The organism is Bradyrhizobium oligotrophicum S58 (genome assembly GCF_000344805.1).
Classification (GTDB): Bacteria; Pseudomonadota; Alphaproteobacteria; order Rhizobiales; family Xanthobacteraceae; genus Bradyrhizobium; species Bradyrhizobium oligotrophicum.
Window position 1 is genome coordinate 6,619,849 of sequence record NC_020453.1, and the last position, 23,515, is coordinate 6,643,363.

Sequence of the window (23,515 nt, forward strand, 5' to 3'; positions counted from 1 at the left end):
CGCGCGTCTCAGCAGATTCGCGGCAGCTGCTCGCCCGACAGCCAGTCGACGATACGGCCGCCGCCGAAGCTCGTGACCATCTGGACGAAGCGGTGGTCGTCGCTGACGGCCGTGCCGATGTCGGCGGCGTCGCGTCCGAGCGGATGCGCCTTCATCGCGGCGAGCACGGCAGCCGCCGCCTCCGACGCAACCACTGCAATCAGCTTGCCTTCGTTGGCGACGTGCAGCGGATCGAGCCCAAGCAGCTCGCAGGCGGCTGCGACCGCCGGCTTGACCCGAATGGCGTCCTCCTGGAGACGGAAACCGAGATTGGACTGCTGGGCAATCTCATTCATCGTGGCCGCCAGCCCGCCGCGCGTGGGATCGCGCATCAGCCGGATGCCATCGCCGCCGGCTGCAACCATGTCAGCGACCAGACCGTGCAGCGAGGCCGAGTCGGAGATGATCTCGGTATCGAAGGTGAGGTTCTGCCGCCGCGACATGATGGCGACGCCGTGATCACCGAGGCTGCCGGACAGCAGCACGCGGTCGCCAGGCTTGGCCTTGTCGGCCGAGAGATCGAGACCTTCCGGCAGCACGCCGACGCCGGCCGTCGAAATGAACACGCCATCCGCCTTGCCACGCTCGACCACCTTGGTGTCGCCGGTGATGATCGCGATTCCGGCCTCGCGCGCCGCTTCGCCCATCGCATCGGCGATCCGCTTCAGATCGGAAAACGGAAACCCCTCCTCGATGATGAAGCTCGCCGACAGATACAGCGGCCTGGCGCCGGCCATGGCGATGTCGTTGACCGTGCCGTGCACCGCGAGCGAGCCGATATTGCCGCCGGGGAAGAACAGCGGCGAGACGACGTAGCCATCGGTCGTCATCACCATGCGGCCGGCCGCGACGTCGAACGCCGACTGGTCGTTGCCGCGCGCCAGCCATTCGTTGCCGAATGCCTCGTGGAACAGGCCGGCAATCAGTTGCGCCATCGCGCGGCCGCCGGCGCCATGCGAGAGATCGACGCAGCCGTTCTTCAGGTCGAGCCGGCGCTGATGCATGCTCATGACGCAAGCCTCCGCTGATGGTCGCGGAAGCGGCCATAGGTCCAATGCGCCGCGCAGGCGCCTTCCGACGACACCATGCAGGAACCGATCGGCGTCTCCGGCGTGCACGCCGTGCCGAACAGCTTGCAGTCCACCGGCTTCTTCAGGCCGCGCAGAATGGCCGGACATTCGCACGCCGGATTGTCGGCGACGACCCGTTCGGACATGGCGAAGCGCAGCTCGGCATCGAGATGTGCGAAGGCGGGCCGCAGCTTCAATGCGCTCGCCGGAATGCTGCCGAGGCCACGCCATTCGAACTGATCGCGTAGCTCGAAGATCTCGGCGACTTCTTGAATGGCGCGCCGGTTGCCGCTGCCGGTGACCGCGCGGCGATACTGGTTCTCGACCTCGTGGCGACCGTCATTGACCTGCTCGATCAGCATCAGGATCGCCTGCATCATGTCGAGCGGCTCGAAGCCGGCGATCACGACCGGCTTGCCGTCATTGCGCGCGAACGGCGCGTAGGGCTCGGTGCCGATCACGGTCGAGACATGCGCCGGCCCGACGAAGCCATCGATCTCGATTGGCGTGTCACTATCGAGGATCGCGCGCATCGCCGGCGGCGTCAGCACATGATTGCAGAACACCGTGAAGTTCGACAGCTGCTTCTTCTCGGCGGCCCGGATCATCACGGCCGTCGGCGGCGTCGTGGTCTCGAAGCCGATGGCGAAGAACACCACCTCGCGGCCGGAATTCTGCTCGGCCAGCGCGATCGCATCCAGCGTCGAATACACCATGCGGATGTCGGCGCCGCGTGCTTTCGCCTTCATCAGCGACGACCCGCGCGAGCCCGGCACGCGCATCAGGTCGCCATAAACGCAGAGGATGACCTCGGGTCGCTCCGCGAGCGCGATCGCCATGTCGATACGCCCGGCCGGCAGCACGCAGACCGGGCAGCCGGGACCGTGGATCATGCGCACATTGTCCGGCAGCATGTCCTCGAGGCCATAGCGCGCGATCGCATGGGTGTGGCCGCCGCAGAACTCCATGAAGCGATAGGCGCGCCCCGGATCGGCCTTGGCGCGGATGGCGCGCGCGAGCCCGGTCGCCAGCTCCTTGTCGCGAAACTCGTCGGCATATTTCATGGCCTAAACCTCCGCCGTTGCGGCGCCCATCTGCCGGAGCAGGTCGAGCGTCTCGCGCGCCTCTTCCGGATCGATCCTGGCCAGCGCATGGCCGACATGAAGGATGACGTAGTCGCCGACGGCGATCTCCTCGATCAGTGCGACCGAGACCTCCTTGCTGACACCGTCGATCGAGACGATCGCCATGTCGTCAGGCAGAAGCTTGATCACCTCGGCAGGAATGGCCAGGCACATCAGACGGTCCCTCCAGACACCATATGTTCTTCGTTGAGTTGCAGGCCGGCGACCCAGGCCTGCCCGAGGCTGAGGCCGCCATCATTGGGCGGCAGCCGGCGCGGCAGCAGCGGGTCGAGACCTGCGGAACGGCAGCCGCGCATGATCTGTTCGGCCAGATGCGCATTGAGGAAACAGCCACCACTCAGCACGACCGTGCCGATGCCGGTCGCGCGCGACGCTGCCGCGATCCAATCGACGCAAGCCGCGGACAACGTGCCGTGAAACAGCCCAGCCGCTTGGACGGCGTCGAGATTACGCGCGATCAGATGCGCGAGCAGCGGGCGCAGCGACAGCACGCCATCGACGATCGTCCAGCCGCGTTCCAAGGTCGCCGGTTCGCGCACCAGCGCCTCCAGCTTCATGGCGGCCTCGCCTTCATAGCTCTGCATCGTGGTGACACCAAGCAGTCCGGCCACGGCATCGAACAGCCGGCCGGCGCTGGTGGTGACCGGAGCATCGGCACGGTCCAGCAGCATGAGTATGTTGCGCGACTGCGGCTGGGCCGCGAAACGCCGCCCAATCTCGTCACCGCGACCGAAATCGTGCAGCACGGAAGCCGCCATCCGCCATGGCTCCCGTGCGGCACGGTCGCCACCCGGCATCTTCAAGGGCGCGAGATGGCCGAGGCGCTGGAAGACTGCTCCGTCGCACGACAGCAACTCACCGCCCCAGGCGCCGGCATCGCTGCCATAGCCGTGGCCATCCAGCACCAGCGCGAGGGCGGGACTGGTGACGCCATGCTCGGCCATGACGGAGGCGGCATGCGCATGGTGATGCTGCACAGGCAGCGTCGGCAGACCGTATGCCTGCGCGAACCGGGTCGATGCCATGTCCGGATGCAGGTCATGCGCGATCGCGACCGGCTCGACGTCGAGGATCGAGGTGAGATGCGCTATTGTTTCCTCGAAGAAGCGGATCGCGGCTGCCGTGTCGAGATCACCAAGATGCTGCGACACGAACGCCTCGTCGCCGCGCGTCACCGTCACCGTTGCCTTCAGCTGAGCGCCGACCGCGAGAATTGGCGGCATGGCGCACGTGAGCCGGATCGGCTCCGGAACATAGCCGCGGGCGCGCCTGATGAAGCGGGGAACGCCGGCCACGACAGCAAGCACGGAATCGTCGGCGCGGATGACGATGTCGCGGTCGTGGGTGACGATCAGGTCCGCAATGTCGGCCAGGTCCGCGAGCGCCTCGGCGTTGTCGGTCAGCAGCGGCTCCCCGCTCGGATTGGCGCTGGTGCAGACCAGCGCCCACGCTGGATCGGCAGCCGCCCGGCGCGCCTCGAGCGCGTGGAAGATCAGATGATGCAATGGAGCGGCCGGCAGCATCACGCCGATCTTCGCAAGGCCCGGTGCGATCGAGGGCGCAACGCGTTGGCGCGAGCGCAGCAGCACGATCGGCCGCGCCACCTGCTCCAGCAGCGCGCGCTCGGCCGTATCGATCTCGGCCATCTCGATTGCAGCGTCAGCCGTAGCCAGCATCACGGCGAACGGCTTGCCGTCGCGCTGCTTGCGCGCGCGCAAACGTTGGACGGCCCGCTCATCCCGGGCGTCGCAGAGCAACTGATAGCCGCCGAGCCCCTTGATCGCGACGATCCTGCCATCGGCGAGCGCGGCCGCGATATCATCGAGGCCATGGCTGAGCCGCGGCCCGCAGCGTGGGCACGAGATCGCCTCGGCATGAAAGCGGCGCCCCGCGGGATCTTCGTAGTCGGACCGGCACGCCTCGCACATCGGAAAGCGCTTCATCGAAGTGCACGCGCGGTCGTAAGGCAGACGTTCGGCAATCGTGAAGCGCGGACCGCAATGGGTGCAGTTGACGAAGGGATAGAGATGGAAGCGGCTGTTGGGATCGAACAGCTCGGCCAGGCATGCCGCGCAGGTGGCCGCATCCGGCACGATCCGCGTCGTGACGCGCCCGCTTACGCTCTCGGCGATCCGGAAGCCCGTGCCGGCATCAGCTGCGATCGGCTCGACGGCGATGTCGTCGATGCGGGCGAGCGGCGGCGTCTGCTGCGGCAGCGCCGCGACGAACGCGGCGACCTCGTCGCCCTCGACCTCGATCAGCACACCGTCAGCGTCATTGGCGACGAAGCCGCCGAGTTGATGGCGCGTGGCCAGGCCATGGACATAGGGACGAAAGCCGACGCCCTGCACGGCGCCGCGGACGCGGAGCCTGAGGCGCGTGGGTTTCGCCGCCAATGTCCGGCCGGGCGCGCTCATCCCTGCACCACGTTCATCGCGCTCGCCCGCATCCGGTCGGACTGCTTCCTGATCCAGGCATAGAACGCCGACAGCCCCTCGCCGGTCTTCGCCGAGATCGTCAGCACCTCGATCTTCGGATTGACACGGCGGGCATATTCGATGGTCTGCGCCAGATCGAAATCGAGCACCGGCGCCAGATCGATCTTGTTGATCAGCATCAGCGCCGAAGCTGCAAACATGTCGGGATATTTGAGCGGCTTGTCCTCGCCTTCGGTGGTCGAGAACACCACGATCTTGCAGGCCTCGCCGAGATCGAACGCGGCCGGACAGACGAGGTTGCCGACATTCTCGATGAACAGCAGCCCGCCGCGCAGTGCCGGCAGCCGGCCATAGGCTTCGCCGACCATGGCCGCGTCGAGATGGCAGCCCTTGCCGGTGTTGATCTGGATCGCAGGCACGCCGGTGGCGCGGATGCGCTCGGCGTCGTTCGAGGTCTGCTGGTCGCCCTCGATCACTGCGACGGGCCGGCTCTGCTTGAGATCGGAGACCGCGCGGACCAGCAGCGAGGTCTTGCCGGCCCCGGGGCTGGAAACGAAGTTGAATGCCAGCACGTCATGCGCGGCGAAGCGTGCGCGATTCTCGGCGGCGAGCCGGTTGTTCTTGCCGAGAATGTCGCGCTCGATCTGGATGATGCGGCCGCTGGAGAGACCGGCAATCTCCTGCCCCGCGGGATTGGCCGAGCAGTCGATGTCGGCGGCGCGGTCGTGATGGTGATCATGGCCGTCATGGCTATGATCATGACCATGGTCGTGGTCGTGGTCGTGATCATGATCATGGTCATGGTCATGGTGATGATGGCCGTGATCATGTCCATGATCATGCTCGCCATGATCATGATGATGATCATCAGCCGCGATGGAGGACTTGCCGTCACTGCAACCACACACCGTGCACATTACTCGACCTCCAGCTCCTTGACCCGCATGTCCTCACCGCCCGTGACCTGCAACTGATGGCTGCCGCAGGCCGGACAAGGCTGATAGCGTTGGCTGATCTCGACGCTGCGCGAGCAGCCCAGGCACCACGCCGCACCCGGCTGTTCGATGATCTCGAGCGTCGCCCCCTGCAACAGGGTCTTTGCGGTTACCGCCTCGAAACAGAACCGCAGCGCGACCGGCGCGACATGGCTGAGCGCACCGATCTCCAGCCACACCGTTTTCACCTTGGCGAAGGCGCCCTTGCGCGCCTCCTGCTCGACGATCTCGACGATCCCTTCGCACAGCGCCATTTCATGCATCGGCCAGCTCCCGGAATGCCAGGTGATAGCCGACGCAGGGATCGAACGACCCGACCAGCGTATGGACGGCGTCGCGATCCCCGGCGCCGCGCAGCGCAGCGCCCATGAGGCTCTTCACGACGGGACCGCGCGGATGGAAATTCCATTCCGTCGGCGCCAGATATTCGAAACGCGCGACCGCGCCGTGCGCATCCAGCTCGATGGCGTGATGCAGCCGGCCGCGCGCGCATTCGACCGCGGCGGCGCCCCGCCGCGGCCCGAGCGCGTAGCTCGCGACGGCGTGCTGGTCGGCCGCTTCGTCTTCCGCCTCGCCGGCCTCGATCCAGCGGAGCAGCTCGGCAATCTCGGTGATCTTGGCTGTGAGGCGTTCGACCGGACCGGCTGATGTTGTCTGATAGCGCTCCGCCTGCCGAGCCCAGACGCCGGTCTCCGGAACCCGGCCGTCGAGCTCGGGCGCCTCGGCGAAGGCAGGTCCCACATCCATCAACTGCTTGACGATGGCGCCGTCGTCGTCGGCCGACAGGACGTCGTGCTCGGCCGGCATGTGCCTCCATCCTCCATCATCGGCGGCCTTCCGGGCCGCGTCCATCATCGATGCAAGCGGAGTTCCTGGCAGAACCGGCTCCGCTGCCGAGCCTATGCCCAGAGCCGCCATGCCCATCTTGATTTGAGACAAGGTTGCAGCGCGAGATTGCTGCTGGGCATCAGCGCCGGAATGCGTCTGCAGCGACGCGACCGTCAGCAACAACCGCTGCGCCAGCTGCGCGGCATTGTGGTTTTCCGCGCAAGGCGCCATCAGCAGACCGCGCATCAGTTCGGCGAAGCGTTCCGCGACGACGGCTTTGATCCGACGATGCCTGGTCAACGGCGTCGCCTTCTCGCCACGCGCCGCTTCCAACGCCGAGAGCAGTGCGACCTGGTGTGCACTGGCGCACAGCGAGAACACCCGCGGCACGGCCGCGAGCAGCATCTCGGCCGGCTTGCCGGCGAACAGCCGTCCCAGCGGCGGCCGTGTGCGCGGCTGAATGTCGACGCCTGTGATCAGCCGATCGGCGACCGACAGCGTCACGTCGATGCGGTTGCGGAAGGTGAGGGTCATGCGCGGCCCTCGGAAAGGGTGCCGCGCAGGAACGCACGGCGATCGATCGCGCTCGCTGGTTTCGCGGCACGTTCGGACGACGGCTCGTCCTCGGGCGCCGTCATCAGCGCAGTCAGCGCGGCTTCCGCCGTTGCACGCGCCGCTGCCATATCCTCGAACTCGAACATCGGCGAGAACAGCGAGCAGCTCGCGATCCGCCCGATCCCGGCGACATCGCCGATCGTGAACTCGAACGAACCGGCCGGGAGCCCGATCTTGACGACGGAGCCCGCAGCGCCTTGCACGGCCGGGGTGACCACGTTCATGAACCAGGGCGTGATGACGATGCCGAGGGTGCGGCCGTCGACATCGGAAAATCCGATCGCCTCGACGTCGAGCGCGTCGTGATAGATCGGCAGCTCGCGCATCGCACGAGCGCCGATCTCGCGATAGACATCGGCGAGACGCTCGCCCCACGCGGTCGGCGTGACGTCAGACGTGCCCTGCTCGACCGCCTCGGTGCTCATGGCTCGACCACCATGAACTTGGCTTTCGGCGCATCGCAGTTCGGGCAATGCCAGTCGTCAGGCAGGGCCGCGAACGGCGTGCCCGGCGGGATCTGCGCAACACCATCGCCTTCCGCCGGGTCGTAGCGCGTCCAGCAGATGCCGCACTCCAGCAGCATGTCATCAGCGAGATCGCTGCGGACACCGAAATTCTCGAAGCCGCCGCTCATGTGAAATAGGCCTCGATGATCTGGGTCAGGCGCTCGGCGGAATCCTCGAAATCCTCAGCCGCGGCGAGCGCGACCACCGGCACGCCGCCGACTTCGAGGGTGTCGAGAATGATCGTGTCCATGGCGTTGAAGAACTGCACCGACCAGACATGGCGGATGCCGGTCGCGAGCACACGGCAGGTGCCGTAGCCGCGCGACATCAGCTGGATCGGGCCGTTGCCGAGCGTCTGCTGCAGGAAGCCCATGTCGGCCGGGCTCATCGGCAGCAGCGTGAAGTTGATGGTCTGCGAGCGCTGACCCGGCCGCCAGGACAGCGCGCGCTCGCGGATCTCGGCGAGCACCGGCAGCGCGTTCATCGTGCCCTCGGGCACGGGGCCGATCGCGATGTCACTTGCGGTCAGATCGGCGGCGGCGCGCGACACGATCTCCGGCACCGCGCCGATCTCGACGTAGTCGTGGCGCTCATCCGCTTCCAGCCGCACCCGCCAGATGCCGGCGAGCACCGATTCCTGGATCTGAGCGAGCGTCCCGTCGGGAAGAGCCACGACACCGGCGACCTCGCCCTCGCCCAGCACATCGTCGATCAGCCTCCGCTCGAGATCGTTGAGACCTTCGAGCCGGAATAATTGCGTCGGCGCACCTGCGGTCTGCGCTCCGATGGCCGCTGCAATCGTCGACAGCAGCTCGACCGCGCGCGGGCAGCTCCGTGCCAGCGCTTCCGAGTCGAGCGAGGCCAGCTTGGCCAGCGCCCCGGAGGCGGTCAGCCCCTTGTGCGACGCATCGAGCGCCTCTTCGCCGATCGGAAAGATGTTGACCGGCTCCTCGGCTCCCTCAGGCGCGATCCAGAATCCCGGCTTCATTGCTCGGCTCCCGCAGGCTGGTGAACAGGGACGATGCTGGCGACGACCGTCGCAGTCGCGCCCAGCGGCCGGTCGATCAGCCGCGAGATGCGATCGACATAGACAGACCAGTCCTGGATCTTGGCAATCAGGCCGAGCGTCTCAGCCCCGCGGCACAGGATCAGGCTCGGCTGCACGCGCACGCCAAATCGCGTCCCGAGCTCGGCCTCCGCGTCGCGGGCGATGATCGCGCCGCGCAGCCGGCCCTGAAACGCCGTGATCAGCTCCGGCAATACGATGGCCACGTCGACCGCCTCGGGAAACCGCGCAGGATCGCCGGCCGACAGCAGCACGGCAACCAGCCCGGCGCGATCGGTCTCGGCGAGAAAGGCATCGACGGTGCCGGTATCCACCTCCGGCAACCCGCTTCGCATGCGCGCGGGGTCACGCTGCTGCATTTCCATCGACGTTTCTCCCTGACCAGTTATCGTTGCCGTCCTCTCCCAAGGTTAGCAATCAATGTGCCAGACGCCCGCTCAACGGCAGACAACCAATGCATTGAAATATATAATATTTTTAATGCAATTAAGGATTGCGAAATCAATCGGAAAGCTACTTGCCAGATGATACCCGGCAACTTTCTTTATTTATGGAAAGCTTGTTATCAGCAATCTGGTGGCCGCCCAAGGCATTTGCGGCCGCTACCGCAGATGCTCCGGAAGCTCCGGCTCGCGCCCGATCAGGTCGGCGAAGAAGTCGTCGCAATTTTCGCCGTTCACGGCGGCCTGCAGGCCGCGCAGCGCCTCGCCGATGAGCCGCGCTTCTTCGTCATCGAGCAAGCGGACGGCGTTGTCGATATAGACGAGCACCTTGGCTCCGACCGGCGGGTTCGACAGCAACAGCACCGAGACGCGGCGCTCCTCGCCGGCGAAGCTGCACAGCGCCGAGACGCCATCGGTCTCCAGGATCGTCATCGGCAGGCCAAGACACATGGTGGATCCCCTCGCGACACGGTCACTCGGCCGGCCGCGCCCTCAGCTCATAGCTGTGATGGTCGATGTCGTTGGCGAGCAGGCGCGCGTCGCCGACGAGCGGCTCGCGCCGCGGCACGGCGGCCGCGCCCCATTCCGCCAGCAGGGCACAGGCCAGCTCGATCGCCGGCTCGATCTGCGCGTGCACCGGCGCGGTGAGCGGCCCGCCCCAGTCCTCGAGGTCGAGCGGCTGGCAGCCGATCAGCGCGAGCCTTTGCGGATAGCGGCCGAGCAGATCGGCCGCGCTCAGCACTTCCTGGAAGCCGGTCTGGTGCAGGCTCATCTTCTTGGCGCCGGTGAAGCGCGGCACCTCATCGTCCCGGACGAGCTTGAGCTCGCCCGGCACGAGACCATAGTCGATCGCGTCGAACACGATCAGGCCATCGGCTTCCTCGACATAGTTGACGAGGTAGAGCCCCTGTGTGCCACCGTCGAGGATCGTGACGTTGTCGGGCACGGTGAAGCGGCGGTGGAATTCCTCCACCACCCGCACCCCGAAGCCTTCGTCCGCCCAGAGAATGTTACCGATCCCGAGCACCAGGATGCGGTCGCGCCCGCTCTCATCGACCATGCCGCCCCCCCCTGTCAGTCGCGGAACTGCCGCTCGCCTGAGATCATCGAGGAGATGATGCTCTGGCGTGACATGATGTCTTCGCGAATGGCGGCATAGACGTGCACCATCACGAAGGTGACCAGCGCCCACATCCCGAGATGATGCCAGGTGTGGACATCCTGGCTGTTCGGCCAGATCGAAAACACCCAGCCGAACAGCTTGTGCTGCCAGCTGTCGATGCCAGTACCTTCCGAATAGAGCGCGAAGCCGGTGACGATCATGAAGGTCACGAACAGCGTGAAGCCGGTGAACATCGCCGTCTGCGCCAGCGGATTGTGGCCGACATACATCTTCGGCTCACGTTCCAGGAAGGCGTACCAGCGGATCTCGTGCAGCACTTCCTTCCAGAACTGCTTGCGATGCACCGGAATGTAGAAGATCTGCCGGGAGTGATGGTTGCCGACGAAGGCCCAGAAGATGCGGGCGAGGAAGAACACCGCCAGCACCTGCCCCGCCGCGAAATGGGCAAAGCGGATGTAGCCCATCACGAAATTCGCCGACGCCTCCCCCGCCACCGTCGGCAGCGGCGAGCCGATCAGATAGCCGGTGATCATCAGAACGATGATCGCGAACGCGTTGACCCAGTGGCAGATGCGCACGGGCGCTTCGTAGACATAGACCGTGGGCCGGCCGACCGCATGCTCGCCGGCCGCATCGGCCGCGATCGCGGCCAGATTGGGCTCGGACTCCGCGGGACGTGCAACTGCATCCATCATGGCGCTTCTCCCGCCTACCTGACCTTGACCTGGGCCAGTTCCTGGCCATCCGGGCTCATCACGTGCGTCGAGCACGCCAGGCACGGATCGAAGGAATGGATCGTGCGCAGGATCTCCAGCGGCTGCTCGGGATTGGCCATCGGGGTGTTCATCAGCGACGCCTCGAATGCGCCGATGTTGCCCTTGGGATCCCTCGGCGAGCCGTTCCAGGTCGTCGGCACGACGCACTGGTAGTTGTCGATCTTGGTGTCCTTGATCTTGATCCAGTGCGCGAGCGCGCCGCGCGGCGCCTCGGTGAAGCCGACGCCCTTGGCCTCCTTCGGCCAGCTCTCGGGCTTCCATTTGTCGACATTCGCCGTCGAGCTGTCACCCGCCTTGATGTTGGCGATCAGCTTGTCCTGGAAATAACGCATCTGGCGTCCGGCCCAGACCGATTCCAACGCGCGCGCCGCAGTGCGGCCGAGCGTCGAGAACAGTGCCGTCAGAGGCAGGTCGAGATCCCTGAGGAACTTATCGACGGGGTCCTTGAACTCCGCCTTGTTCTGCGCATAGCCGACCACCCAGCGCGCGAGCGGGCCGACCTCCATGGCGTGTCCGCGCCAGCGCGGCGCCTTGATCCAGGAATATTTGCCGCCCTCGTCGAGCTCCTTGATGTCGGTCTTGGTGCCCTTGGCATTGGGACCGAGTACGTAGTTCGGCTCGGTGATGCCGTCCCAGGGATGCAGCCCCTTGGTCTCGTCGGGGTATTTGTACCAGGAGTGAACGACGAACTCCTGGATCTCGTCCGGATTGGTATGATCGACCGGAAACACCTCGGACAGATTGCCGTTGATGATCGCACCGCGCGGCAGCTTCAGGCTCTTGGCGGAATAGTCGTTGGCGTGCTCGGGCACGTCGCCATAGGCAAGCACGCTCTTGCCGGACAGGCCGCCGCCATAGAGCCAGTCCTTGTAGAACGAGCCGATCGCCGCGACGTCGGGCAGATAGACCAACTCGTTGAACTCGATCAGGCGATCGATGATCGAGGAGACGAGGTTCAGCCGCTCGATGTTGATGGCACCGACGGCGCCGGTGCCGTCGACGTTGATCGGACATGGCACGCCGCCGACCAGCCAGTTCGGATGCGGGTTCTTGCCGCCGAAGATGGTGTGGATCTTGACGATGTCCTTCTGGAAATCGAGCGCCTCGAGATAATGCGCCACAGCCATCAGGTTGGCTTCAGGCGGCAGCTTGTAGGCCTTGCTGCCCCAATAGCCGTTCTTGAACGGACCCAACTGTCCGGACTCGACGAACTTCTTGAGGCGCGTCTGCAGGTCCCTGAAATAGCCGGGCGACGACAGCGGCCAGCTCGAGATCGACTGCGCCAAGGTCGAAGTCGCCTTCGGATCCGCCGAGAGCGCCGATACCACGTCGACCCAGTCGAGCGCATGCAGGTGATAGAAGTGCACGATGTGGTCGTGCACCTGCAGGGCAAGCTGCATCAGGTTGCGGATCGAGTTGGCGTTCTCCGGAATGGTGATGCCGAGCGCGTTCTCGACCGCGCGCACCGATGTCAGCGCATGCGTTCCGGTGCAGACGCCGCAGATCCGCTCGGTGAACGCCCAGGCATCGCGCGGATCACGATTCCTGAGGATCACCTCGATGCCGCGCCACATCGTGCCGGTGGAAACCGCATTGCGGATGACGTTGTCGGAGTCGACGTTGACCTCGACCCGCATGTGTCCCTCGATGCGGGTGACCGGATCGACGACAATGCGCTTGCCGGAATTGTCGAGATTGAAGCCGTTGGGAGTCTGGATGCCCATCGTTGCCTGCCCTGAATTCGATTAATGATCTTGTTTGGCGTCGTCGCGCTTGGTGGCGAGCCGTTTGACGGCCGTCACCGCCGCATGCGCCGCGACCGCCGCGCCCACCGTGCCCGCAGCCACCATGCCGACCTGGTCGGCGTTGTGCTCGATGCCGAACTGCTTGATGTTGGTGAGGCGGTCGTAGAACGAGCCCTTGTCCCAGAAGCCGTCCTCCGAGCAGCCGATGCAGCCGTGACCGGACTGGATCGGGAACGACACGCCGCCGTTCCAGCGCACCGTCGAGCAGGCGTTGTAGGTGGTCGGTCCCTTGCAGCCCATCTTGTAGAGGCAGTAGCCCTTGCGCGCGGCCTCGTCGTCCCACTCCTCCACGAACTGGCCGGCGTCGAAATGCGGCCGGCGATAGCACTTGTCGTGGATGCGCTGTGAGTAGAACATCTTCGGCCGGCCCTGGCGGTCGAGCTCAGGCAGCTTGCCGAACGTGGTGATGAAGGTGACGACGCCGGTCATCACTTCGGCGATCGGCGGGCAGCCCGGCACCTTGATGATCGGCTTGTTGGTGATGACCTTGTCGATCGGCGTGGCCTGCGTCGGATTAGGCTTGGCCGCCTGCACGCAGCCCCAGGACGCGCAGGCGCCCCAGGCGATGATCGCCATGGCGTCCTCGGCCATCATCTTCAGTTTTTCGACGAACGGCTTGCCGCCGTCGATGCAGAACATGCCGCCTTCGTTCAGCGGCGGATTGCCCTCGACCGCGAGGATGTACTGTCCCTTGTACTTCGCGCGCGTCTCTTCGAGGATGGCCTCCGCCTGGTGGCCTGCCGCCGCCATGATGGTATCGTCATAGTCGAGCGAGATCATCGACAGCACGGCATCCTTCACCAGCGGATGCGCCGAGCGGATGAAGCTCTCCGAGCAGCAGGTGCATTCCAGCCCGTGCATCCAGATGACAGGCGTGCGCGGCTTGGTCTCCAGCGCATTGGCGATGCGGCTCGCCGCAACCGGGCCGAGCCCGAGACTCGTCGCAGTCAGGCTGCAGAATTTGTGAAAGCTGCGTCGCGTGATGCCCTGACGCCGGATGACGCTGTAAAAAGTTTCCGTTGCCGCGCCCATGAGTCCTCCCCCTGATATCGCGTTGACGATCATCTGATCGCGATCTGATGAGAGGGAACAGCAAGATGCGGGCCAGCATCATTGCTGGATTTGAATCATAATGATTCCAGATGCTTGAAGGAGAGCTATCGGCGCACCAAACAAATCAGGACCGGTTCTTGGCTGCCAATCGGAAACCACGCGCTTTGCACCTGATAAGCTTGTTATCGGCTGCCGCGCACCTGTGTGCAGTGCGCTCAATGCGCCGTGCAGACCATGCACGGATCGAACGACCGCACGACATGCTGGATGCTGACCGCACGCGCGCCGGCGGTGCCGACCTCGGTGCCGACGAGCGCCTGCTCCAGCGGGCCCGCAACGCCGTCCGCATCGCGCGGCGAGAAATTCCAACTGGTCGGCGCGATGATCTGAAAGCGCTCGATCCGGCCTGAGCGCACCGCGAGCCAATGGCCAAGGCTACCGCGCGCGGCCTCGACCAGCCCGACGAAGTGGCCGTCGGCCGTCTCGCCGCTGTTCACACAGAATGGCTCGTTGAGACGCAACGCCTTGATCCACTGCTCGATCGACAGCGCGAGCTGCGCGGTTTCGATCAGCCGGGCAATCACGCGGTTGCGGACATTGCTGCCGCCGTCTGCAGTGATCAAGGCGGTGATCAGCTGCTGGCCATTGATCGCCTGTCTGGCGAGAGCGCCGACTTCGACCGGTTCTCCCGCGAGCCGCGGCGCCTTGCACCAGCTGTAGGCGTCGGCCTTGTCGGCATCGGGCACCGTGCGGCTCTCCGCCGGGTCGAGCGACGTCTCGCGCATCCAGGCGTGCGAGACGTCCTCCGTGATCCGATGGGCCGGCAAAGCCTCGATCTCTCCGGCATCAGTACGAATGCCGGCGCGAAAGTGCGCGCCATCGACATCGTGATACGCGCCGAAGCTCATCAGCAGGCCTGGACCCGTGCCGAGATCGTTCAGGGACAATGCATCCGCCACCCGAAGAAAATGCGCGAAATCGCCGCCGCGTCCCTCGCGCCAGCTGTCGAGTTCGTCCGGGGTCGACAATGCAATCACGTTTTCCAGCTTGTCCGCAAACACGACGCGTTCGAGGAAGCCGCGAAATGAGGCCGCGATCGCGTTGAGCCGGATGCGCTCGCCGAGCTCGATGGCGCGCGTGGTGCCGCCCGGCTGGAATGCGAGGCTGTGCGGCCATTTGCCGGCGATGATGCCCATGATCTCCAGCAGGCGCGCGCGTGCAGGCAAGGCTTCGCGGGCAGCGCTGCCCTTGGTCGCAGTGAAGCGCTCCGCCGTGGCAGAATGCCAGGCGTGCGAGGCATACGCGTCGCGGGCGAAGTCGGGCATGAAGAAGATGTAGAAATGCGTCAGATGATCAGCGGCGTTCTCGGCCGCATGCGCGATGTTGGTCGCGAGGATGCCGTTTGGTGCTGCCGCAAGGCCCATGGCCTGGCGCAACGCGGCTGCCGCCGCGATCGATTGCGACACCGAGCAGATGCCGCAGATGCGCGGCGCGATCACCAGGGCGTCGAGCGGTGGCCGTCCCTCCAGGATCTGCTCGAAGCCGCGATAGAGCGGCGCCGTCACTTCCGCTCTGGTGACGCGGCCGCTCTCGATATCGAGCCGGACCTCGAGGTCGCCCTCGACGCGGTTGAACGGGCCGACCGTGATCCGCGTCATGAGCTGCGCTTGTCACTGGGCCGGCCCGGCGGCATCACGACATGATCGGCCGTCGCATTGATCCGCACGCGGCGCGGCGTGGCCGATTTCGACAGCGCTGCGAGCGCCACGAACCAGGCTTTCGGCATGTCGGTCGGCAGGCCGACGGGAATGCCGGCGAGCTTTGCGGTCTGCAGATAATTCTGCGCGCTCTCGAAGCCCGGCGAGGTGCAGGCGATGCAGGCATAGCCCCCCTTGGTGCAGGAGCCGCCGCCGTTCCAGGACCGCTGATTGCAATCGCCGACCGCCTGCGTCGCGCGGCAGCCGAGATGCTCCATCAGGCAGCCGCGCTCCGACATCGTCTCCGCGCTCGCCTTGAACTCGTAGAACTCGTTGCGCGAGCAGCCGTGATGGGCGAGGTGATTGGCGATGAAGGTCGGACGGCCGACCGTGTCGAGGCCGTCTGCACCCAGATCACCACTGGTGAGTGCCAGCAAGCTTTCCATCATCCAGCCAGGATGCGGCGCACAGCCTGCAACGTTGATCACCGGCAGCCCGCGCTTCGAACGAAAGCCGGCGCCGAGCGCGCCGCCGACGTCGCTGCCCTCGAACTGCAATCCGACCGCATCGGTCGGATTGATGCCCGCAGCAGGAATGCCGCCATAGGCCGCGCAGCTGCCGACGGCGACGACGTAGTCGGCGAGCGGCGCCAGGTCGAGCAGCCAGTGATAGATCGAGCGGTTGGTGCCCGCGAGCATGTTGAAACGCCCGCTCAAGCTGGGTCCGCGCGCCACCGAGCCTTCGAGCACCAAAAGATCGAGCCGCTCACGGCCGTCGCGGATTGCCTCCAACAGCTCAACGACTTCGTCTCCGGTCTGCTCGCTGACCGAGGGATGCCAGATGAGGTCAATGCCGGATTGGCGCAATTCGTCGAACCAGCCCGAGGCGCCGCTTTCCAGGATCGACATGGTGCAGCCGCCGCAGCTCGCGCCCTGCAGCCACAGCATCCTGGTCATTCCCTCCGAGCCGACCGTCATGAGGCCTCACTGCTAGCCCGTTTTCTACGTTCCGCTTCGTGTCACCGGCCGGTTTAGCGCCACCGCAGGAACGCTGGCAAGCGCTTCACTCGGCACCGGGTCCGAACCTCGCGCCCGGCGGCCGAACACCGCGACGGCCCAGATCAGTCCAAACAGGCCGATCGCAACGATACCGAGATTGGCGATGTCATCACCGAGCGCGGCTGCGACATCGGCCCATCCCCCAGTCAGGCCCAACCTCGGCGCCAGCAAAGTGAATGCCTCGACGCTGCCGATCACCAGCGCGATGGCGACCGACAGACCAGTGATCACCAGATTGTAGCGCCGCTTGCGCGCGGGGTCGGTCAGCGCCCAGCGATAGGCGCCGACCATCAGCATGCTGTCGGCGGTGTCGACGGTTGCCATTGCAGCCGCGAACAGCGCCGGGAACACCAGCACATGGGCGAGGCTCGCGCCGCGCGCGGCCTCGGTCGCCGACAGGCTGAGCAGACCGATCTCGCTCGCGGTATCGAAGCCGAGGCCGAACAGGAAACCGAGCGGATACATATGCCAGGCGCGTCCCACCAGGCGCAGCACGGGGCGCAGCAGGCGAATGAGGATGCCACGTCCCGTGTTTCCAGCTGTCTCGGACTGCGGTTGGGCCGGCCAACGCCAGAGGTTCACGAACAGAATGAGGTTCGCGAACGCGATCAGCAGCAGGAAGCCAGCCGACACCGAGGTACCGATCGCACCGCCGATCGCGCGGATCGCACTCTCCTCACTCAACAGGTCAGCGCCAGCGACGAGGCTCACCACGATGGTCGCGATGACGACGACACTGGAATGGCCAAGCGCAAAATAGAGGCCTGCGGCGCGCGGTGTGTCGCCATCCTGCACCAGCTTCCGCACGACGTTGTCGATCGCCGCGATGTGATCCGCATCGACCGCATGGCGCAGTCCGAGCAGCCAGGCCAGCATCGCGGTGCCGACGATGGCCGGACGGTCAGCATACAGCGAGAACGCCCACGTCCAGGCGAGCGCATTGGCCGCGACCAGCCCGGCGACGAGCGCCACGTTCCGGCCCGGCGGCGACCGCCACCACAGCAGCGAAGGCCGCGGGACCCGAGGATGATCAATTGGAACAATCGTCATACTCAGACAATAGCAAGAGCCGCGCCAGTCAGGTCAAGGCCCGGCTGCAGGCGAAAGCTGCGGAGAAACCAGAGTTTGCGATGCCGGCGCCTTCCGTATCGGCCTGTTTGCTTGGCAAACCACTATCCAGCTGCGCACAGACAATGACCAGTCACCTGGAACTCCCTCCCCTGTCTCGCCGCGGTCACCGCGCCGAGGCACTCTGCGCCGCGATCTCGCGCTTCACGATCGCCTCGAACTGGCTCGCGGGGGCGGCGAACATCAGCCGGGTCTCCTCGTGGAACGCGGAGAAGATGCCGACCACGGCAGGCGTGCCGCCGACCTCGGCCATGATCGGCGAGCCCGAATAGCCGAAATTGGCCAGGCAATGCACCGTCAGCAGCTTCGCGTCCTTGGTCATGCCGGCGCTGCAATTGCGCTGGCCGGTGGGCGAATAACGCCGCTCCTGGCCGTAGCCGATCTCGGAGATGGTACCGGCTGCCGTCGCCGCCGCGAGCTCCTCGCGGGTAAGTGCCTTGACCGCGACCGGCCGCGACGGCAGCGCATCCTTCAGCACGATCAGCGCCCAATCGGCGGGCGAACGGTCGAGCGACCATTTGTCGTGCTGGGTCGGGACGAAGTCCGGCGCCACGATCACCCGGTCGGCGACCGATGACGCCGCTGGGGTCCCCTTGTTCATGCCGGCCAGAAAGCGGACGTTGCCGGGGCTGACCTGCGCCACACCGTTGAACACGCAATGCGCCGCGGTGAGCACGACTCTGGGTGCCACCAGCGTGCCGGTGCACCAGCCGCCGGTCGAGTATTGCGCGACGGTGACGACGCCGATCGACGACGCCGGCCATGAGGTGGGATCGACGACCTCGCCGATGTGCCGGTCGAGCCCCAGCAGCTGCTCGGGACGCGGAGTGGCGACGCCCGCCTCCCCCGATTCCGGCTTCGGCTGCCAGGCCGCGATCATGGTCTCCGCCTGGCGCCGCTGCGGCTCGGTCAGCTTGACCCGCTGCACGTCGCGACCGGCCGATCGCACGCCGTTGCGGCCGGCCATCACCAGCCAGGCATAACCCTGCACGCAGTCCTGCTGCACGCCGCGGCCGTCGAGCAGCATCAGGCCCAGCATGTATTGCGACTGGGCAAAACCCTGCGCGGCGGCGCGAATGAACCAGCGGCTGGCTTCGCCATAATTGGAGGCAACACCCTCGCCATTCACGTAGGCGATGCCGAGATAGTGCTGCGCGACGGCAAGCCCCTGATCGGCCGCCTTGCGGTACCAGGTCAGCGCCTCGGCGGGATTGCGTGGCACGCCCCAACCGAACGCAGCCATGAAGCCGACATCGAACTGCGCCCGTGCATCGCCCTTGGCCGCCAGCGGCAGCAGCCGTCGCAGCGCCGCCGCGTGCTGCCCATTGCCTGCCGCCGCGACCGCGTCTTCGAGTTCGGCGGCCGAGGCGCCCGCCACGCTGGCGAGCAGCACGGCAAGACATATGATGATCGTCTTGATCAAGGGCGTCCGCTGCGACCTGAATCGTCCTGAAGGGTCCTCCACCCAAGATCATCAACACGGCGGCGGCGTGGCGGAAAGCGGACCGCGGCCTCCTTAATCAGGTCCGCTCGCGCGTCACGCCTGCTCGGATTTGGCGAACCGGTCGTCGAGCGCATAGCCGGCGCCGCGCACGGTGCGGATCGGGTCCTGCTCGCGGCCCGGATTGAGCAGCTTGCGCAAACGGCCGATGTGAACGTCGACGGTGCGCTCGTCGATGTAGATGTCGCGGCCCCAGACGCTGTCGAGCAGCTGCTCGCGGCTGAACACCCGCCCGGGATGCTCCAGGAAGAATTCGAGCAGGCGGTATTCGGTCGGGCCGAGATCGATCGGCCGGCCCGAGCGCGCGACGCGGCGCTTCTCGCGGTCGAGCTCGATATCACCATAGGACAGCACGGTCGCCAGCCGCTCCGGGCTCGCCCGGCGCAGCAGGCCCTTCACGCGCGCCAACAGCTCCGGCACCGAGAACGGCTTGACGATGTAGTCGTCGGCGCCGGTGGCCAGCCCGCGCACGCGCTCGCTCTCCTCGCCGCGCGCGGTCAGCATGATGATCGGCAGCTGCCTGGTCTCGGACCGCGCGCGCAGGCGGCGGCACAGTTCGATGCCGGACAGGCCCGGCAGCATCCAGTCGAGCACGACGAGATCGGGAACGCGCTCCTTCAGCCGCGTGTCGGCCTCGTCGCCGCGCGCCACGGTCTCGACCTCATAGCCCTCGGCTTCGAGGTTGTAGCGCAGCAGCGTGGTCAGCGCCTCCTCGTCCTCCACCACCAGAATTCGCGCGCCCATGTCTGAACCGTCTCTCTCAGTTACCGGGGATCGTCGACGCGAAGCTCGTCATGTCGCCCTTCGGGCGCTTGTCCATGATCTGCTGGCCTTCGATCATATAGAACACCGTCTCGGCGATGTTCGTGGCGTGATCGCCGATGCGCTCGATGTTCTTGGCGCAGAACATCAGGTGGATGCAGAACGAGATGTTGCGCGGATCTTCCATCATGTAAGTCAGGAGCTCGCGGAACAGCGAGGTACAGATGGCGTCGACTTCCTCGTCGCCCTTCCACACCGTCATCGCCGCCGGCAGGTCGTGCGCGGCATAGGCGTCCAGCACCGTCTTGACCTGCGACTGCACCAGGTCGGTCATGTGCTCGAGCCCGCGGATCAGCTTCAGCGGATGGAAATCGCTCTCCAGTGCCGCGACGCGCTTGCCGATGTTCTTGGCGAGATCGCCGATGCGCTCCAGATCGGTGGCGACACGCATGGCGCCGACGATCTCGCGCAGATCGATCGCCATCGGTTGGCGCCGGGCGATCGTGAGCACCGCGCGCTCCTCGATGATGCGCTGCAGCTTGTCGACGTCGGCATCGGTGGCGACCACCTTCTGGCCGAGCGCCACATCGCGCCGCACCAGCGCATCGACGGAATCGACGATCAGCCGCTCCGCGAGGCCGCCCATCTCCGACACCAGCCGGGTCAGGTCCTGCAGATCGCTGTCGAACGCCTTGGCGGTATGTTCACTGGCCATGATGATCTCCTGAAGGCATTGCTGTCGGCCTCAGCCGAACCGGCCGGTGATGTAATCCTGGGTCCGCCGATCGCTCGGCGAGGTGAAGATCTTGCTGGTGTCGTCGAACTCGATCAGCTCGCCGAGATACATGAAGGCGGTCTTGTCGGAGACGCGCGCCGCCTGCTGCATGTTATGCGTCACGATGGCGATCGTATAGTTCTCGGCGAGCTCCTGGATCAGCTCCTCGACCTTAGCGGTTGAGATCGGATCGAGCGCCGAGCACGGCTCGTCGAACAGGATCACCTCCGGCCGCACGGCCACGGTGCGCGCGATGCACAGGCGCTGCTGCTGGCCGCCGGACAGCGACAGGCCCGAGGCGTTGAGCTTGTCCTTGACCTCGTTCCACAGCGCACCGCCGCGCAGCGCCTTCTCGACCCGGTCGTCCATCTCGGACTTCGAGATCTTCTCATAGAGGCGGATGCCGAAGGCGATGTTCTCGTAGATCGTCATCGGAAACGGCGTCGGCTTCTGGAACACCATGCCGACCCGGGCACGCAGCAGGTTCAGATCGAGCTTGGGATCGAGGATGTTGGTGTTGTCCAGCATCAACTGGCCGGTGGCGCGCTGCCCCGGATAGAGATCGTACATCCGGTTGAAGATGCGCAACAGGGTCGACTTGCCGCAGCCGGACGGACCGATGAACGCCGTGACGCGGTTGGTGCCCAGCGACAGGTTGATGTTCTTCAGCGCGTGGTGATCGCCGTAATAGAAGTTCAGGTTGCGCGCGGTCACCTTGGCCGGCGCTTCGGGAAGCGGCTGGCCGTGCAGAGCGTGATTGGGCTGACTGACGGAAACGGACAGTTCGGTCATTTGCTATTCCTCTCGGCACCGAGAATGCGTGCACCGACGTTCAGGGCGAGCACGGCCAGAGTGATCAGAAGGGCTCCGCTCCAGGCCAGCTGCTTCCAATAAGCGTACGGGCTCTGGACGAAGTTGTTGATGGTGACGGGCAGGTTGGCCATCGTCTTGGAGAGGTTGAGGCTCCAGAACTGGTTCGACAGCGCGGTGAACAGCAAGGGCGCGGTCTCGCCGGCGACACGGGCGGTGGCGAGCAGCACGCCTGTGATGAGGCCCGAGCGCGCCGCACGGTAGGCGATGCGGCGGATCACCAGCGAGCGCGGCAGGCCGAGCGCCGAGGCCGCCTCGCGCAGCGGGTTGGGCACCAGCAGCAGCATGTCCTCGGTGGTTCTGAGCACCACGGGGATGACGATGACCGCCAGCGCGAGCGAGCCCGCGAGCGCCGAGAAGCCGCCCATCGGCACCACGACCGCGCCATAGATGAACAGGCCGATGATGATCGAGGGCGCCGACAGCAGGATATCGTTGATGAAGCGGATCACCGAGGTCAGGCGGTCGTTGCGGCCGTATTCGGCGAGATAGGTGCCGGCGAACAGGCCGAGCGGCGCGCCGATGCCGACACCGATGACCGTCATGATCAAGGAGCCGACGATGGCGTTGCGCAGGCCGCCTTCGCTCGAGCCCGGCGGCGGGGTGTCGGCGGAAAACACCTGCAGGCTGAGGCCGGCGAGGCCGTTATAGAACAGCGTGAACAGGATCAGCGCCAGCCAGGTGACGCCGAACAGCGCGGCCGCGACGCACAGGCCGCGGATCACGATGTCCCGGCGGCGGCGGCGCGCATAGATCGGATTGACCGGCGTATCGATGGCAAGCGTATCAGCGCTGGACATGGCTTATTTTCCCGCCTTGGCTTGGAGCCGCATCAGCATCAGGCGCGCGCCCGCCAGCACGAAGAAGGTGAGCACGAACAGCAGCAGGCCGAGCAGGATCAGGCTCGACTGGTGCAGGCCGTCGCTCTCCTGGAATTCGGAGGCGATGGCGGCCGAGATCGTCGTGCCCGGCGCGAAGATCGAGGACGAGATCCGGAACGAGTTGCCGATGATGAAGGTCACCGCCATGGTCTCGCCGAGCGCGCGGCCCAGCGCCAGCATGATGCCGCCGATGACGCCGACCCGGGTGTAGGGAATGACGACGCTGCGCACGACCTCCCAGGTGGTGCAGCCGACCCCGTAGGCGGCTTCCTTCAGCACCGGCGGGACGGTCTTGAACACGTCGACCGAGATCGAGGTGATGAAGGGCAGCACCATGATCGCCAGGATCAGCGAGGCGTTGAACAGGCTGAGATAGGACGGCGGACCGGCGAAGATGTCCTGCAGCACCGGAATGTTGGCGCACAGGCCGATCATGAAGGGCTGGAACGTGTAGGCCAGGAACGGGCCCAGCACGAAGAAGCCCCACATGCCGTAGATGATCGAGGGAATGCCGGCGAGCAGCTCGATCGCGATTCCGATCGGGCGGCGCAGCCATTGCGGGCAGAGCTCGGTGAGGAAGATCGCAATGCCGAGACCGACCGGGATTGCGATCAGCATCGCAATGAAGGACGTGACGAGCGTGCCGTAGATCGGCCCGAGCGCGCCGAGCACCGGCGGATCGGCTGACGGCGCCCAGCGCTTGGTCACGAGGAACTGGAAGCCATATTCCTTCATCGCCGGCCAGGCGCCGATGACCAGCGAGATGATGATGCCACCGAGGATCAGCAGCACCGAGATCGCCGACAGGCGGGTGATCCAGTAGAAGGTGACATCGCCGAGCTTGAACGCGCTCAGCGCGCGGGCGCGATCATAGGGCCCGGCGGCAGCGGCGATGTCGCCCGCTTCGCTCTCAACGGCCATCTCAGCCAATTCAGCCCCCT

The 23,515-nt window shown here is 65.8% G+C and carries 25 protein-coding genes; all 25 read right to left on the reverse strand.

Annotation, left to right across the window (positions count from 1 at the left end):
* Positions 1-8: 8 nt before the first annotated feature.
* The 25 genes from hypE to pstC all read right to left on the reverse strand — a co-directional run bounded on the left by hypE (position 9) and on the right by pstC (position 23,495).
* A complete protein-coding gene (gene hypE, locus S58_RS28605) occupies positions 9-1,049 on the reverse strand; it encodes a hydrogenase expression/formation protein HypE (RefSeq protein ID WP_015668903.1) in 1,041 nt (346 codons plus the stop codon).
* Positions 1,046-2,173, reverse strand: coding sequence for a hydrogenase formation protein HypD (gene hypD, locus S58_RS28610; RefSeq protein ID WP_015668904.1), 1,128 nt, complete (start codon positions 2,171-2,173; stop codon positions 1,046-1,048). Before hypD ends, hypE begins: the two co-directional genes overlap by 4 nt.
* A 3-nt stretch (positions 2,174-2,176) precedes the next feature.
* Positions 2,177-2,407 carry a HypC/HybG/HupF family hydrogenase formation chaperone gene (locus tag S58_RS28615; RefSeq protein WP_015668905.1) on the reverse strand — a complete coding sequence of 77 codons (231 nt, stop codon included), beginning with the start codon at positions 2,405-2,407 and terminating at the stop codon, positions 2,177-2,179.
* A complete protein-coding gene (gene hypF, locus S58_RS28620; protein WP_015668906.1) occupies positions 2,407-4,671 on the reverse strand; it encodes a carbamoyltransferase HypF in 2,265 nt (754 codons plus the stop codon). Before hypF ends, S58_RS28615 begins: the two co-directional genes overlap by 1 nt.
* Positions 4,668-5,609 (reverse strand): hydrogenase nickel incorporation protein HypB, encoded by a 942-nt coding sequence (hypB, locus tag S58_RS28625; RefSeq protein ID WP_015668907.1) that lies wholly within the window; start codon positions 5,607-5,609, stop codon positions 4,668-4,670. The genes hypF and hypB overlap by 4 nt, the downstream gene beginning before the upstream one ends.
* Positions 5,609-5,950 (reverse strand): hydrogenase maturation nickel metallochaperone HypA, encoded by a 342-nt coding sequence (hypA, locus tag S58_RS28630; protein WP_015668908.1) that lies wholly within the window; start codon positions 5,948-5,950, stop codon positions 5,609-5,611. The genes hypB and hypA overlap by 1 nt, the downstream gene beginning before the upstream one ends.
* The gene (locus S58_RS28635; protein WP_015668909.1) at positions 5,943-7,049 is read right to left on the reverse strand and encodes a nickel-dependent hydrogenase large subunit; all 1,107 of its coding nucleotides are present in this window, start codon (positions 7,047-7,049) and stop codon (positions 5,943-5,945) included. Before S58_RS28635 ends, hypA begins: the two co-directional genes overlap by 8 nt.
* Positions 7,046-7,555 carry a [NiFe]-hydrogenase assembly chaperone HybE gene (hybE, locus tag S58_RS28640; RefSeq protein WP_015668910.1) on the reverse strand — a complete coding sequence of 170 codons (510 nt, stop codon included), beginning with the start codon at positions 7,553-7,555 and terminating at the stop codon, positions 7,046-7,048. Before hybE ends, S58_RS28635 begins: the two co-directional genes overlap by 4 nt.
* Entirely contained in the window at positions 7,552-7,764 is a 213-nt protein-coding gene (locus S58_RS28645; protein ID WP_015668911.1) for a rubredoxin, read from the reverse strand. Before S58_RS28645 ends, hybE begins: the two co-directional genes overlap by 4 nt.
* Positions 7,761-8,624 (reverse strand): hydrogenase expression/formation protein, encoded by an 864-nt coding sequence (locus S58_RS28650; protein ID WP_015668912.1) that lies wholly within the window; start codon positions 8,622-8,624, stop codon positions 7,761-7,763. Before S58_RS28650 ends, S58_RS28645 begins: the two co-directional genes overlap by 4 nt.
* Positions 8,621-9,067, reverse strand: a complete 447-nt coding sequence (locus S58_RS28655) for a thioredoxin domain-containing protein (RefSeq protein ID WP_015668913.1) — start codon at positions 9,065-9,067, stop codon at positions 8,621-8,623. Before S58_RS28655 ends, S58_RS28650 begins: the two co-directional genes overlap by 4 nt.
* A 237-nt stretch (positions 9,068-9,304) precedes the next feature.
* On the reverse strand, positions 9,305-9,595 hold the full coding sequence (locus S58_RS28660; RefSeq protein WP_015668914.1) for a HypC/HybG/HupF family hydrogenase formation chaperone: 291 nt from the start codon (positions 9,593-9,595) through the stop codon (positions 9,305-9,307).
* Positions 9,596-9,617: 22 nt separating this feature from the next.
* Positions 9,618-10,205 (reverse strand): HyaD/HybD family hydrogenase maturation endopeptidase, encoded by a 588-nt coding sequence (locus S58_RS28665; protein ID WP_015668915.1) that lies wholly within the window; start codon positions 10,203-10,205, stop codon positions 9,618-9,620.
* A 14-nt stretch (positions 10,206-10,219) separates the two neighbouring features.
* The gene (gene cybH / locus S58_RS28670) at positions 10,220-10,963 is read right to left on the reverse strand and encodes a Ni/Fe-hydrogenase, b-type cytochrome subunit (RefSeq protein WP_015668916.1); all 744 of its coding nucleotides are present in this window, start codon (positions 10,961-10,963) and stop codon (positions 10,220-10,222) included.
* A 14-nt stretch (positions 10,964-10,977) separates the two neighbouring features.
* Entirely contained in the window at positions 10,978-12,768 is a 1,791-nt protein-coding gene (locus S58_RS28675; protein ID WP_015668917.1) for a nickel-dependent hydrogenase large subunit, read from the reverse strand.
* A gap of 21 nt (positions 12,769-12,789) precedes the next feature.
* Positions 12,790-13,881, reverse strand: a complete 1,092-nt coding sequence (locus S58_RS28680) for a hydrogenase small subunit (RefSeq protein ID WP_015668918.1) — start codon at positions 13,879-13,881, stop codon at positions 12,790-12,792.
* Between the two features lie 236 nt (positions 13,882-14,117).
* Complete coding sequence (locus tag S58_RS28685; RefSeq protein WP_015668919.1) at positions 14,118-15,560, reverse strand: nickel-dependent hydrogenase large subunit; 1,443 nt, start codon at positions 15,558-15,560, stop codon at positions 14,118-14,120.
* Positions 15,557-16,576 carry an NADH-quinone oxidoreductase subunit B family protein gene (locus S58_RS28690; RefSeq protein WP_015668920.1) on the reverse strand — a complete coding sequence of 340 codons (1,020 nt, stop codon included), beginning with the start codon at positions 16,574-16,576 and terminating at the stop codon, positions 15,557-15,559. Before S58_RS28690 ends, S58_RS28685 begins: the two co-directional genes overlap by 4 nt.
* 24 nt (positions 16,577-16,600) lie before the next feature.
* Positions 16,601-17,707, reverse strand: coding sequence for a HoxN/HupN/NixA family nickel/cobalt transporter (locus S58_RS28695; RefSeq protein WP_052351225.1), 1,107 nt, complete (start codon positions 17,705-17,707; stop codon positions 16,601-16,603).
* Between the two features lie 184 nt (positions 17,708-17,891).
* On the reverse strand, positions 17,892-19,208 hold the full coding sequence (locus S58_RS28700; RefSeq protein WP_015668922.1) for a trypsin-like serine protease: 1,317 nt from the start codon (positions 19,206-19,208) through the stop codon (positions 17,892-17,894).
* A 114-nt stretch (positions 19,209-19,322) separates the two neighbouring features.
* Positions 19,323-20,030 carry a phosphate regulon transcriptional regulator PhoB gene (gene phoB / locus S58_RS28705; protein WP_015668923.1) on the reverse strand — a complete coding sequence of 236 codons (708 nt, stop codon included), beginning with the start codon at positions 20,028-20,030 and terminating at the stop codon, positions 19,323-19,325.
* Between the two features lie 16 nt (positions 20,031-20,046).
* Positions 20,047-20,763, reverse strand: a complete 717-nt coding sequence (gene phoU, locus S58_RS28710; RefSeq protein ID WP_015668924.1) for a phosphate signaling complex protein PhoU — start codon at positions 20,761-20,763, stop codon at positions 20,047-20,049.
* A gap of 30 nt (positions 20,764-20,793) precedes the next feature.
* Positions 20,794-21,615: a phosphate ABC transporter ATP-binding protein PstB gene (pstB, locus tag S58_RS28715; protein WP_015668925.1), complete on the reverse strand. Its 822-nt coding sequence runs from the start codon at positions 21,613-21,615 to the stop codon at positions 20,794-20,796.
* The gene (pstA, locus tag S58_RS28720) at positions 21,612-22,493 is read right to left on the reverse strand and encodes a phosphate ABC transporter permease PstA (RefSeq protein WP_015668926.1); all 882 of its coding nucleotides are present in this window, start codon (positions 22,491-22,493) and stop codon (positions 21,612-21,614) included. Before pstA ends, pstB begins: the two co-directional genes overlap by 4 nt.
* Positions 22,494-22,496: 3 nt before the next feature.
* Positions 22,497-23,495, reverse strand: a complete 999-nt coding sequence (gene pstC, locus S58_RS28725; RefSeq protein ID WP_042340282.1) for a phosphate ABC transporter permease subunit PstC — start codon at positions 23,493-23,495, stop codon at positions 22,497-22,499.
* Positions 23,496-23,515: the final 20 nt, after the last annotated feature.